Consider the following 12,795-nt stretch of genomic DNA (forward strand, 5'->3'; position numbering starts at 1 on the left):
ACGCCGGGGGCATGAGCGAAGCATTGCGTGTTGGAATTGCCGGACTGGGGACGGTTGGCGCGAGCGTTGCCCGCGTATTGGCCGACAAGGCGGCTGAGCTTACCCGCCAGTGCGGCCGCCCCATCGTCGTTTCCGGCGTTTCCGCGCGTGAAAGGGCTCGCGATCGTGGCGTCGATCTTTCCGCTGCGCAGTGGTTCGACGATCCGGTGGAGCTTGCGGGCTGGGACGGCATCGACGTCTTCGTGGAACTCATCGGCGGCGATGAAGGGGCGGCGCTCGACTGCGTGAAGACCGCGCTCGAGGCCGGCCGTCACGTCGTCACCGCCAACAAGGCATTGCTGGCCAAGCACGGACTGGCGCTCGCGGACATCGCCGAGCAGAAGGGCGTTTTGTTGAACTATGAGGCCGCGGTGGCCGGCGGCATCCCGGTCATCAAGACCATGCGCGAGGCGATGGCCGGCAACACCGTCAGCCGTGTCTTCGGCATCCTCAACGGCACCTGCAACTACATCCTCACCCGGATGGAAGCCGAGGGCATCTCGTTCGAGGAATGTCTGGCCGACGCGCAGCGCCTCGGATACGCCGAGGCCGATCCCACATTCGACATCGAAGGGCATGATACCGCCCACAAGCTCGCAATCCTGACCAGCCTGGCCTTCGGCAGCCGCATCGCAGCCGACGATATCTACATGGAAGGCATCTCGAACATCACGCAGGCCGATATCCGCGCGGCGGCCGAACTGGGATATCGCATCAAGCTGCTGGGTGTGGCCCAGCGCACCGAGAGCGGCATCGAGCAGAGGGTGCACCCCACTATGGTCCCGACCGCCTCGGTGATCGCGCAGGTGCACGGCGTCACCAATGCCGTGGCGGTCGAGACGGACATTCTTGGCGAGCTGCTGCTTTCCGGCCCTGGCGCCGGCGGCAATGCGACGGCGTCGGCCGTGGTCGGCGACGTCGCAGACATAGCCAAAAGCCGTCCCGGATTCCAGCACGGGCCGGTCTTCGGCCGACCGGTCAAGGAGCTCTCGCCCTACAAGCGCGCGCAGATGCGCAGCCACGAGGGCGGCTATTTCATCCGCCTCACGGTTCATGACCGCACAGGCGTGTTCGCTGCCATCGCAAGGCGCATGGCCGACAACGACATTTCGCTCGAATCCATCGTCCAGCACGCCAACGGTGCCAGTTCCGAGGTGCAGAAGACCGTCATCCTCGTCACGCACGAGACGACGGAGGCAGCCGTTCGCAAGGCCGTCGATGGCATCACAAGCGACGGCCATCTGCTCGACAAGCCGCAGGTCATCCGCATCGAGCGCGCCGCGTAGGGCCTGCCAAAACATTCAATCGATTGATGTGGTTGCGCGCGTCTGTTGGACCCTTGCGGCCCCGCGCCGTCTTTGCCAGAAGAGATGCATACCCGCGCCAAAGCCTTCAAGCAGGAACATCCCAAATGGCCAAAACCGCCTCGTCCGGTCTCGATCGCATTCTGACTCTCGAGCTGGTGCGCGTCACCGAGCGCGCGGCGGTTGCAGCCGCCAGGCTTCGCGGCCGGGGCGATGAGAAGGCGGCGGATCAGGTAGCAGTCGACGCGATGCGCTCCGAACTGAACCGCCTGCCGATTGCCGGCACGGTCGTCATCGGCGAGGGCGAGCGCGACGAGGCCCCAATGCTCTATATCGGCGAGGAGGTCGGCACCGGCGACGGCCCCGGCGTGGATATCGCGCTCGATCCGCTGGAAGGCACAACCATCTGCGCCAAGAACCTGCCGAACTCGCTGGCCGTCATCGCCATCGCCGAGAAGGGCAGCCTGCTCTACGCGCCCGACGTCTACATGGACAAGCTGGCGATCGGGCCGGGCTATCCCAAGGGTGTGGTCGATATCGACGCGCCGGCTGTCGAGAATATCGAAAACCTCGCCAAGGCCAAGGGCGTGCCTGTCTCGGAGATCACGGCCTGCATTCTCGACCGGCCGCGCCACGCGCGCCTTATCGAGGCCGTGCGCGCGACGGGCGCCTCGATTCGACTCATAGGCGACGGCGACGTCGCTGGCGTGATCCACACCACTGATCCCGACGAGACCGGCATCGACATCTATCTTGGGACAGGTGGCGCGCCGGAAGGCGTTCTTGCGGCGGCGGCCCTGCGATGCATCGGCGGTCAGATGCAGGGACGTCTCCAGCTCAACACGGACGACAAGGTTGCACGCGCAGCCAAGATGGGCATCGCCGACCCCAACAAGGTCTACGCGATGGAGGAGATGGCGCGAGGCGATGTGCTTTTCGCGGCAACCGGCGTGACCGACGGCAACATGCTCGCCGGCGTCAAGTTTGGCCGCGATTCGATCCAGACCCATACGATCGTCATGCGTTCGTCCTCCGGCACGGTGCGCGAGATCAAGGCGCGCCATCAGGATCTGGACAAGTTCTGATCCCGGCTTTGGCAACAGCCGCGATTGCGCCTAGGTTGGTGCGATGAACGCGGAGCGGGCATGACGGAACGGCGCTATTTTCTCGACGTGCGCAAGTCGGCGCGGGGCCTTGCTTGGACGCACAGGCTCGACCAGCGGCAGGAGAACGTTGCGCTCGCCATCCGCCAGAGCCACGGCGTGCCGGACATCGTCGCTCGGGTTCTGGCGGGGCGCGGCGTGGCGCAAGACGACGCGATGCGGTTCCTCGATCCGACGATTCGCGATCTTCTGCCCGACCCGCTCTCCCTGACGGACATGGACAAGGCCGCCGCACGCATCGCCGAAGCGGTGATGCGGGGCGAGAAGGCCGCCATATTCGGCGACTACGACGTGGACGGCGCCTCGTCCGCCGCGCTGATGAAGCGGTTCTTCGACCACTATGGCGTCGAGGCCGAGATATACATCCCGGACCGCATCTTCGAGGGCTACGGACCCAACCCGGATGCGATGCGCGATCTGGTTTCGCGCGGCGCACAGCTGATCGTCACGGTCGATTGCGGCACCAACAGCGCCGCGTCTGTGGATGCGGCGAACGAGGCCGGAGCGCAGGTCGTCGTGCTCGACCACCATCAAGTCGGCGGCGCGCTGCCCGCCGCCGTCGCCGTGGTCAATCCCAACCGCGAGGACGACCTTTCCGGGCAGGGTCATCTGTGTGCGGCTGGCGTCGTCTTCGTCACGCTTGTGCGAACCGTGAGCCTGCTGCGCGAGCGCGGCTATGCCGGCAAGGCTCCGGACCTGCTCGGCTGGCTCGACCTCGTCGCGCTTGCGACCGTGTGCGATGTGGTGCCGCTTGTCGGCGTCAATCGCGCCTTTGTGGTGAAAGGGCTCGTTGCGATGCGACGGCTCGGCAACGCGGGACTGGCCGCGCTTGCACGGGTCTCGCGCATCGGCGAGCCCCTCAACCCCTACCATCTCAGCTTCATTCTCGGCCCTCGCATCAACGCCGGCGGACGTATCGGCGATGCCGCGCTGGGTAGCCGGCTTCTGGCCACGGACGACCCGGTCGAAGCGCGCACGATCGCAGAGCGATTGGACACGCTGAACCAGGAGCGGCAGGCGATAGAGCAGGTCATGCTTGAGGAAGCCCGCGCCGAAGCCGATGCGGAACTTGTCGTAGGAGATGGCCCGGCCATTATCGTCACCGCCCGTGAAAGCTGGCATCCAGGCGTTGTCGGCCTGCTCGCCGCGCGGCTGAAGGAACACGCTCGTCGACCGGCCTTCGCCATCGCGTTCAACGCCAACGGCGTCGGGTCCGGCTCCGGCCGGTCGATCGCTGGTTTCGACCTCGGCCGGATGGTTCGGGAAGGGGTAGAACGCGGCCTGCTCGTTAAGGGCGGCGGCCACGCGATGGCGGCCGGCATCACGGTTGAAAAGCCGAAGCTCGGCGAACTCCGCGCGTTTTTCGAAGAGTGGGCGCAGGACGAAATTTCCCGGCTTCGCCACGAAGAAACGCTGGAGATCGACGCGGCGCTCTCAGCCGATGGCGCGACCTTCGATCTGCTGGATGCGCTGGAAAGTGCGGGGCCATTTGGCGCGGGGCATGCGCAGCCATTGCTGGTGCTGCCGCGCCATACGCTGGCTGATGCCCGTCAGGTCGGCGTCAATCACATTCGTGTGGATTTGCGCTCGCAGACGGGCTCGCGACTTCAGGCGATGGCGTTCCGCGCGGCCGACACAGACCTCGGCAATTTCCTGTTCGCCAGTCGTGGACGCACGGTTCACGTAGCCGGAAGCGTCTCATCGAATTGGTGGAACGGCACCCGCTCGGTGCAGTTCAGGGTCGTCGACGCGGCTTTGGCTTAGCCGAGTACGGTTTGCAGACGTTCGAGTTCGCCGAGCTGCGCCTTGGTCACCTCATAACCGAGGCGGATCGCCTCGTCCGCGCGGTGGAACTCGGTAAGGCCGATGTGGCCGAGTTTCGGCAGCAGCGACAGGTCTGGCGGATCGCCGGCCATGCGAGCTCGCGAGATGCGGTCCTGGATGATGTTGAAGGCCTCGACCATGACGCCGGTTATGCCGAGGCGCGCCTCGCGCTCGCTCGGCCCCTTGTCGACCACCAGTTCGTTATCGCCGGCCTCGGGACCATCGGCGCTGTGCTTGATTACGGCGGCGCGGCCGAACAGGTCGTAGTGCAGGTTCACGGCCACGACCAGCGGCTGCTCGTGCGCGCGGCAGACTGAAACCGGAACCGGGTTGACCAGTGCGCCGTCCACCAGCACCCGCTTGTTGCAGGCGACCGGTTCGAACACGCCTGGCAGGGCGTAGGAAGCGCGCATGGCCGTAATCAGCGAGCCGCTGGACAGCCAGATTTCGTGGCCGGTGCGGATTTCGGCTGCAACGCAGACGAACGGCTTGGGAAGATCGGCAAAGGTGATGCCCGCCATATGCTGCTGCATCCGCGCAGTCAGCTTCATGCCGCCGAACAGTCCGTTGCCGCCGAGATGCAGGTCGAGCAAGCCGAACATGCGGCGCTTCGTCAGCGATCTTGCGAATTCTTCCAGTTCGTCCAGCTTGCCGGCAAGATAGCAGCCGCCGACGAGCGCTCCGATGGAGGTGCCGGCGATCATGTCGATCTGGATGCCGGCCTCGTCGAGGGCACGCAGCACGCCGATATGCGCCCAACCGCGCGCCGCGCCGCCGCCAAGTGCCAACGAGATGCCGGACTTCTTGACAGGCTTCGGCTCCAAAATTACCGGCTCGGCGGGAAGGTCTCCACCGTTCCCCCCTTCGTGCCTGCTACGCAGCGACGCCCATTCGAGCATCATACATACTCCCTATCCCCGAACGACTTATACGCCGCGGGTCGTATCGAAATGATGAATCTCTGAGGAGAGGCGGAAGGTGCTGGTTCAGGCCTTGTCCGCATAGACTTCGGCGGGGTCGAAACGCGCCGTGTCGCCATCCATGACCAAAGCCACATTCCCATCCTCGAACCTGACCGTCCTGTAAAAGCAGGAACGCCGCCCAGTGTGACAGGTTGCATCATGCCCGGCTACTTCCACTTTCAGCCAGACAACATCCTGATCGCAGTCCGTCTTTAGTTCTAGGACGCGCTGAACGTTCCCCGATGTCTCACCCTTCTTCCACAGCTTCCCTCGGGAACGTGACCAGAAGTGGGCGATACCGGTTTCCATGGTGAGCGACAGGGCGTCGGTATTCATGTGCGCGACCATCAGCAACGCACCGTCGCCGGCGTCCGTCACGACGGCCGTGATGAGGCCATCGCGGTCGAAACGCGGCGTGAATGCCGCGCCCTCTTCGAGCGCGGCCTTGTCCTGGGGCGGGGAGGCGAAGTTCATGTGGAAGCAATCAGGCCGGGAAGCCGCGAACCATCATCATGAAGCGGGCCTGCTCTTCCGGATGATCCTTGAACGTGCCCGTGAACGTGGTCGTCAACGTGGTCGAGCCCTGCTTGCGGATGCCGCGCATCGCCATGCACATGTGCTCGGCTTCAAGCATCACGGCCACGCCGCGCGGGTTCAACACGTCCTGTATCACGCCGGCGATCTGCGCCGTCATCGCTTCCTGCGTCTGGAGGCGATGCGCGAAGATATCCACGGTGCGCGCGATCTTGGACAGGCCCACGACCTTGCCGTCCGGCAGGTACGCCACATGCGCCTTGCCGATGATGGGCACCATATGGTGCTCGCAGTGCGAGTGAAACGTGATGTCTCGCACCAGCACCATGTCGTCGTAGCCCTCGACCTCCTCGAAGGTGCGGCCGAGTTCGTCTGCCGGGCACTGGTCGTAGCCCGAGAACATCTCGCGGTAGGCTTTGGCCACGCGCTTGGGCGTATCGACCAGACCTTCGCGGTCAGGGCTGTCACCGGTCCAGCGCAACAGTGTGCGAACGGCGGCTTCGACCTCGGCCTGGCTGGGGCGGTCGGTGACCGGCTTTTCCATATAGTCTGGTTTGGCCGGCGCAGCAGGCTGCGTATTGTCCGGGCGCGGCGGAAAGTTCTTCACGACGGCATCCATGAAAGGCGTCTCCCGTAGTCCCTTTCTACGAAGGGACGAGTTGAACGGACCACAGCCTTTCGCGGATTTTCAGCTTCATCTGAACGTTCCGGAAGCGGCGTGCATTCCCCCTGAGGCCGCGGGCGTTTTGCCCGGCTTGTGGCCGGCAGGGTCACGCCATTATATATGTGGCCGTACGACGATTGGAAGACGCGGAAGCGGCAAACCATCCTCTTCGCGCGCCCTGAAAGCGGAAAACCATGATAAACGATGTCTACAACGCGAAAATTCTGGGCTTTGCCGGAAACATCGCGCGCATCGGCCGTCTGGAAAACCCCGATGCGACCGCCACGGCCCATTCCAAGTTGTGTGGCTCAACCGTGGTCGTCGACATTCGCATGGATGGCGATGTGGTTACCGATTTCGCCCATGACGTGAAAGCCTGCGCATTGGGGCAGGCGTCCTCTTCGATCATGGCGCAGCATGTCGTCGGCGCCACGGCGGCCGAGTTGCGTTCGGTGCGCGATACCATGCTCCGGATGCTCAAGGAGAACGGCGCGCCGCCGAACGGCCGCTTCGAGGATCTGAAATATCTGGAGCCCGTCCGCGACTACAAGGCACGCCACGCCTCCACCATGCTCACCTTCGACGCGGTGGTCGACGCCATCGGGCAGATCGAGAAGAAGCGCGCCGAAGCGGCGGCGTGAACCGAGCATGAAATCCGGAACCAGAAACTACTCAGGCCCGTGGCGGAGGACGCCCGGCCGCGTGTTCGGCACAGCGCTCGTGCGCCTCTACCAGCTCACGCTTTCGGGCTTTGTAGGCAACTCCTGCCGCCATTTTCCGACCTGCTCCGAATATGCCTATGAGGCAGTCGCGCGCCACGGCCTCTGGGCCGGAGGATGGATGGGCTTGTTTCGCTTCGCCCGCTGCGGGCCGGGCGGCACCCACGGCGTGGACCTGGTGCCGGAGCGGCTCGAACATCGATACGTCTGGTACGCGCCATGGCGCTATTGGTGGATAGCCGCCAGGTCACGGACCGCGACGGACTGACGCCGGACGGCTTTACGCAGGGCGTCGATGCGGTTAAACACCGCTGCCGCCGGGCGCACCCGGCAATTTTCACCACCTGCGTTCGTTTGCAGGACTGGATAGGAGAATCCACATGACTTCCGTTTCCCTCACATTTCCCGATGGTTCCGTCCGCGAATACGACGCGGCGATGACCGGTGCCGCGTTGGCCGAATCCATCTCCAAATCGCTGGTCAAGAAGGCCGTGGCCTACGCCGTCGATGGCATGCTGCGCGATCTCTCCGATCCGCTCGGTGTATCCGGCAAGGTCGAGATCGTCACTCGCGACGACCCGCGCGCGCTGGAGCTGATCCGGCACGACACCGCCCACGTGCTGGCCGAAGCGGTGCAGGAGCTGTGGCCGGGAACGCAGGTGACCATCGGTCCCGTGATCGAGAACGGTTTCTACTACGACTTCGCGCGCAACGAGCCCTTCACGCCCGAGGATTTCCCGGTCATCGAAAAGAAGATGCGCGAGATCATAGGACGCAACAAGCCTTTCACCAGAGAGGTATGGGATCGCGATCGGGCAAAGCAGGTGTTCCGCGACAAGGGCGAGGCCTACAAGGTCGAACTGATCGATGCGATTCCCGAGGGGCAGGATCTCAAGATCTACTACCAGGGCGACTGGTTCGACCTTTGCCGCGGGCCGCACATGGCGTCGACAGGCCAGATCGGCAATGCCTTCAAGCTGATGAAGGTTGCCGGCGCATACTGGCGCGGCGATTCCAACAACCCCATGCTGACGCGCATCTACGGGACGGCCTGGGCCGATCAGGCACAGCTCGACCAATACCTCCACATGCTAGAGGAAGCGGAGAAGCGCGACCATCGCCGCCTCGGCCGGGAGATGGACCTGTTCCATTTCCAGGAGGAGGGGCCGGGCGTCGTCTTCTGGCACTCCAAGGGCTGGCGCATGTTCCAGACGCTGACATCCTATATGCGCCGAAGGCTGGCGGCCGATTATGAGGAAGTGAATGCACCGCAGGTGCTCAACCATTCGCTGTGGGAGACCTCCGGCCACTGGGGCTGGTACAAGGAGAACATGTTCGCCGTGCAGTCGGCAGGCGACGAGGCCGAGGACAAGCGCGTCTTCGCGCTCAAGCCGATGAACTGCCCCGGCCATGTCGAAATCTTCAAGCACGGACTGAAGTCCTATCGCGAGCTGCCAATCCGACTTGCGGAGTTCGGCGCGGTGCATCGTTACGAGCCGTCCGGCGCCCTGCATGGGCTGATGCGCGTTCGCGGATTCACACAGGACGACGCGCACATCTTCTGCACCGAGCAGCAGATGGCCGACGAGTGCCTGAAGATCAACGACCTGATCCTCTCCGTCTACGAGGATTTTGGTTTTGACGAGATCGTGGTCAAGCTTTCGACGCGGCCTGAGAAGCGCGTCGGCTCAGATGCGCTCTGGGATCGCGCGGAAGCGGTGATGATGGATGTCCTCAAGACCATCGAGGCGCAGTCAGGAGGCCGCATCAAGACCGGCATTCTGCCGGGCGAGGGGGCGTTCTACGGTCCGAAGTTCGAATACACGCTGCGTGACGCCATCGGCCGTGAGTGGCAGTGCGGGACGACACAGGTCGATTTCAACCTGCCGGAGCGGTTCGGCGCGTTCTATATCGACGCCGATTCGGAGAAGAAGCAGCCGGTGATGATCCACCGCGCCATCTGCGGCTCGATGGAGCGGTTCCTCGGCATCCTGATCGAGAATTTCGCCGGGCACTTCCCGCTCTGGTTCGCGCCGGTGCAGGTCGTGGTCGCCACAATCACCTCCGACGCCGACGACTATGCGGCGCGCGTGGTCGCGAAGCTGAAGGCCGCCGGGATTCTGGCGGAAGCCGACCTGCGCAACGAGAAGATCAACTACAAGGTCCGCGAGCATTCGCTGGCCAAGGTTCCGGTCATTCTGGTTTGCGGTCGTCGCGAGGCGGAGGAGGGAAGCGTCAACGTGCGCCGGCTGGGATCGCGCGATCAGGAAGCGATGACGCTGGATGCCGCGTTGCGCATGCTGGTGGAGGAAGCGACGCCGCCCGACGTAAAGCGCGCGCGAAAGATCGCCGAAGCGGCCTGAGCTCAAACGTGATCCGTGAAATGGGAAGGGCAGGCGTTTCGTCTGCCCTTTCGCGTTCTACTCGCCGTTTTCCTCGACGGCGAGCACTTCGACATCCTGATTGCGCCCGGCCACGACCTTGAAATCGCGCTGGTAGATGCGGTCGCGGTTCTTGGCGACGATGGCGTAGTCGCCTTCGGCCAGCACCATAGACGCAAACGCGCCAACGCTCTCGCGCACGATGTCGCCCGAATCGGTTAGGACCGCCCAGGACGTATCGGCAATGGCCTCGCCGCCGCTCTCTCGTACCAGCTTGAGCGTGAGTTCGGCAGCCTTGTGCTCCACAGTCGCCTCGGTCAGCTTGCCGGCCTCCACATGAATGTCGGAGCGGATGACGGCGTTGACGGCTCCGTAAGTCGATACGACGTGATAGGTGCCGGAGTTGAGCCGCACCACGCTGTTGGGGCTGACGTCGGGGACAATCAGCGGCCGCTCGCCCGTCGCATCCGGCTGCTCCTCGTAAATCGAGAATTTGAGCTTGCCTGCGGCGATGCGCTGGCCGTCCGACAGCACTGCGTCAAGCTTCAGCCCACCAGCGTCCAGAACGATCGATTCGGTACGCGCGCCGCGATCGACCGTGATGCGCTTGGTGGCGCCGGCACGGCCGAAGGAAGCGTGAACCAGATAGCTGCCCGGATCGAGCATGAAGACGCCCGAGCCACCCTGTGCCGAGGCAACCAATGGCAATTTGCCTTCCTCGTCAGCTTCAGGCCTGAACACACGCCAGACCAGACCGCGCGAGATCGCGGGCCCTTCCTCTGTCAAATGAGCGGAGAGCGTGACCTCACCTTCGCCCGCCGTCGCGAGCGGCCCTTGCGTGGTGGGCGGCGCAAAACTGGAAAGGCCCGGAACCTCCAGGCCGTCGAGTACATCCGGCTCTTCCTGCGCTGCGGCCGAAAAAACGGTAAGCACAAGCGCTGCGGCCACCATCGTTCTGGTGAACAGTCTGGAAACGTCCCCTGTCATGTCTTGCGTTGAAGCCCAGGGCGGTGGCAATTTCAAGGCGCAAAATTCGCATTCGTCAGGCATCCGGCTCCCCGTCGGTACCCAGTTTTTCGTATCGTATCGCAGGAGTAGCTCTTGTCCTCACCCTTCATCGACTTCATGCTGGCGCGAAAATCCGCGCCTATCCCAGAACTAAAGGAGCCGGCACCCTCCGATTCGCAGATCGAGACGATGCTTACCATCGCGTCGCGGGTGCCCGATCACGGCCGTCTGGAGCCGTGGCGCTTCATCCTTTATCGCGGCGACGCACGGCAACGCGTCGGCGAGTTACTCACCGCACGTGCCGAGGAACGCGAGGGCGCGCTGAACGATGGCCGCCGCCAGCAGGAACTGACGCGCTTTTCGCGCGCGCCGCTGGTTATCGGCGTCGTATCGGTGCCCCGCGACAACCCCAAGATTCCTCGATGGGAGATGTTCCTTTCGGGTGCGGCGGCTGCGATGAATCTCGTACTGGCCGCCAACGCCCTTGGATACGGCACGAATTGGATCACGAACTGGTATTCCGACGATGAGGAGGGGCGGCGCATACTGGGCCTCGCGCCTCAGGAGCGTGTCGTGGGCTTCGTCCACATAGGAACTTTCGAGGGCAACGCTTTCGAGCGGCCACGCCCGGACGTTAAGTCGCTATATTCCGATTATTCAGGGCCTTACGAAGGATAGATCATGTTTTACGAACCGTCCAAGGGCCATGGCCTCCCGCACGATCCGTTCAAAGCTATCGTTGCGCCGCGCCCGATCGGGTGGATTTCTTCGCTGGCGAAGGACGGTTCCCTCAACCTCGCACCCTATTCGTTCTTCAACGCGCTGGGGACGCACCCGCACATGGTGATGTTCTCGTCGGAAGGCCGCAAGGACAGCGCCACCTTCATCGGCGAAACCGGTGAGTTCGTGGCCAATTTGGTGTCGCGCAATCTGGCGGAGAAGATGAATGCCACCTCCGTTGACGCGCCGCGCGGCAAGTCGGAGTTCGACTTTGCAGGTCTTGGTCAGGCACCGTCCCGTCTCGTCGCGCCGCCTCGTGTAGCCGAGGCGCTTGCCGCGCTCGAATGCAAGGTGACCGACATCTACGAACCGCGCGGGCTGGATGGCCGGGTTTCCGGCAATATCGTCGTTTTCGGCGAGGTGGTCGGCGTCTACATCGACGAGGTGGTGCTGACGGACGGCATGTTCGACATCGTAAAGGCGGGCACGGTTTCGCGACTCGGCTATCGTGACTATGCCGCGATTACCGAAACCTTCGAGATGATCCGCCCGCGGTGGAAGGATTAGGGAGAGCTCAAAGCCCGAACATCAGCGTGCGATGCGCGCTGGTGCCCGCCAGCGCCCCGTCTCCGACCGCGAGAGGCACCGAACCAGCGCCGCGCGCACCGTCGCCACAGGCAAATACGCCTGCAATGCTGGTCTGCTTCAGCGCATCCGTCCAGATGAACTGCCCCACCGGGCTTTCTTCGAGCCGACAACCGAGTTGTTCGGCGACAAGGCTCGCGACCTGGGTCTTCGCCAGCACGAACAAGCCGTCGCAGGGCCAGGCAGATCCGTCGGTCATCACGATGGCGGCGCGCTCCCCTTCGACACGCGCCACCTTTCCATATACCAGCGTCACGCCGCGCTCATTCAACTGTGCAAGCTGGCCTTCGTCCGGCTCGAACGCGTCGTTGACAAAGAAGGTCGTCATACCCCAATCCGGCAGCATCAGGGCATGATGAATGGACAAAGCGGAACTCGCCAGCACGCCGATGCGACCCTGATTTAACTCGTATCCGTGGCAATAGGGGCAGTGGAACACGCTGCGCCCCCAGCGTTCGGCCAGCCCCGGCACGTCGGGCAGTTCATCGCGCACTCCCGTTGCCAGAATGAGGCGTCGAGCTTCGAACTCGTCCCCGCTATCGGTGGTCACGGCGAACAGCCGACCGGAAGCTCTGGCGCTCACAGCCGTTCCGTCGCGCCACTCGACCGTGTCGTAGCGCAGGAGCTGCGCTTTCGCGTCAGCGACCATGGCCGACGGGTCACTGCCATCCTGCCCGAAGAAACCGTGCGATGCGTCGGCGAACCGGTTCCGGCGCAGGCCCGCGTCTATCACCAGGACGGTGCGCCGTGCCCGGACGAGCGGCAATGCTGCCGACAACCCGGCATAGCTCCCGCCGATGATGATGGCGTCGTAGGGCATCGCTTCGCTCTC

13 protein-coding genes are annotated in these 12,795 nt (G+C 63.9%); 8 read left to right on the top strand and 5 right to left on the bottom strand.

The window, feature by feature from the left end; translation table 11 throughout:
* The first annotated feature begins 11 nt into the window (after positions 1–11).
* The 3 genes from FY036_RS16465 (at position 12) to recJ (ending at position 4,270) form a co-directional block, all read left to right on the top strand.
* A complete protein-coding gene (locus tag FY036_RS16465; RefSeq protein ID WP_148915827.1) occupies positions 12–1,325 on the top strand; it encodes a homoserine dehydrogenase in 1,314 nt (437 codons plus the stop codon).
* Between the two features lie 125 nt (positions 1,326–1,450).
* On the top strand, positions 1,451–2,428 hold the full coding sequence (gene glpX / locus FY036_RS16470) for a class II fructose-bisphosphatase (protein ID WP_148915828.1): 978 nt from the start codon (positions 1,451–1,453) through the stop codon (positions 2,426–2,428).
* A 60-nt stretch (positions 2,429–2,488) separates the two neighbouring features.
* Positions 2,489–4,270 (top strand): single-stranded-DNA-specific exonuclease RecJ, encoded by a 1,782-nt coding sequence (recJ, locus tag FY036_RS16475; RefSeq protein WP_148915829.1) that lies wholly within the window; start codon positions 2,489–2,491, stop codon positions 4,268–4,270.
* Here recJ and FY036_RS16480 read toward each other — a convergent pair.
* The 3 genes from FY036_RS16480 to folE form a co-directional block, all read right to left on the bottom strand.
* Positions 4,267–5,229 carry a patatin-like phospholipase family protein gene (locus FY036_RS16480; protein WP_148915963.1) on the bottom strand — a complete coding sequence of 321 codons (963 nt, stop codon included), beginning with the start codon at positions 5,227–5,229 and terminating at the stop codon, positions 4,267–4,269. The genes recJ and FY036_RS16480 overlap by 4 nt on opposite strands.
* Positions 5,230–5,316: 87 nt before the next feature.
* Positions 5,317–5,766: a phosphoribosyl-AMP cyclohydrolase gene (gene hisI / locus FY036_RS16485; RefSeq protein ID WP_148915830.1), complete on the bottom strand. Its 450-nt coding sequence runs from the start codon at positions 5,764–5,766 to the stop codon at positions 5,317–5,319.
* 10 nt (positions 5,767–5,776) lie between these two features.
* Complete coding sequence (folE, locus tag FY036_RS16490; protein WP_201744787.1) at positions 5,777–6,445, bottom strand: GTP cyclohydrolase I FolE; 669 nt, start codon at positions 6,443–6,445, stop codon at positions 5,777–5,779.
* A gap of 239 nt (positions 6,446–6,684) precedes the next feature.
* On the opposite strand from folE, the gene FY036_RS16495 reads away from it, so the two are divergent.
* The 3 genes from FY036_RS16495 (at position 6,685) to thrS (ending at position 9,572) form a co-directional block, all read left to right on the top strand.
* Positions 6,685–7,131, top strand: coding sequence for an iron-sulfur cluster assembly scaffold protein (locus FY036_RS16495; protein ID WP_148915831.1), 447 nt, complete (start codon positions 6,685–6,687; stop codon positions 7,129–7,131).
* A 7-nt stretch (positions 7,132–7,138) separates the two neighbouring features.
* Positions 7,139–7,477 carry a membrane protein insertion efficiency factor YidD gene (gene yidD, locus FY036_RS16500; protein ID WP_148915832.1) on the top strand — a complete coding sequence of 113 codons (339 nt, stop codon included), beginning with the start codon at positions 7,139–7,141 and terminating at the stop codon, positions 7,475–7,477.
* 112 nt (positions 7,478–7,589) lie between these two features.
* Positions 7,590–9,572: a threonine--tRNA ligase gene (thrS, locus tag FY036_RS16505; RefSeq protein WP_148915833.1), complete on the top strand. Its 1,983-nt coding sequence runs from the start codon at positions 7,590–7,592 to the stop codon at positions 9,570–9,572.
* A gap of 57 nt (positions 9,573–9,629) precedes the next feature.
* On the opposite strand, the gene FY036_RS16510 is transcribed toward thrS, so the two are convergent.
* Positions 9,630–10,577, bottom strand: coding sequence for a hypothetical protein (locus FY036_RS16510; protein ID WP_235897693.1), 948 nt, complete (start codon positions 10,575–10,577; stop codon positions 9,630–9,632).
* A gap of 114 nt (positions 10,578–10,691) precedes the next feature.
* On the opposite strand from FY036_RS16510, the gene FY036_RS16515 reads away from it, so the two are divergent.
* Together FY036_RS16515 and FY036_RS16520 are read left to right on the top strand one after the other, a co-directional pair.
* Positions 10,692–11,276 carry a nitroreductase family protein gene (locus FY036_RS16515; protein WP_148915834.1) on the top strand — a complete coding sequence of 195 codons (585 nt, stop codon included), beginning with the start codon at positions 10,692–10,694 and terminating at the stop codon, positions 11,274–11,276.
* Positions 11,277–11,279: 3 nt separating this feature from the next.
* Complete coding sequence (locus FY036_RS16520; RefSeq protein ID WP_148915835.1) at positions 11,280–11,885, top strand: flavin reductase family protein; 606 nt, start codon at positions 11,280–11,282, stop codon at positions 11,883–11,885.
* A 7-nt stretch (positions 11,886–11,892) separates the two neighbouring features.
* On the opposite strand, the gene FY036_RS16525 is transcribed toward FY036_RS16520, so the two are convergent.
* Entirely contained in the window at positions 11,893–12,783 is an 891-nt protein-coding gene (locus FY036_RS16525) for an NAD(P)/FAD-dependent oxidoreductase (protein WP_148915836.1), read from the bottom strand.
* Between the last annotated feature and the right edge of the window lie 12 nt (positions 12,784–12,795).

Source organism: Neoaquamicrobium microcysteis (assembly GCF_008180155.1).
GTDB lineage: Bacteria > Pseudomonadota > Alphaproteobacteria > Rhizobiales > Rhizobiaceae > Aerobium > Aerobium microcysteis.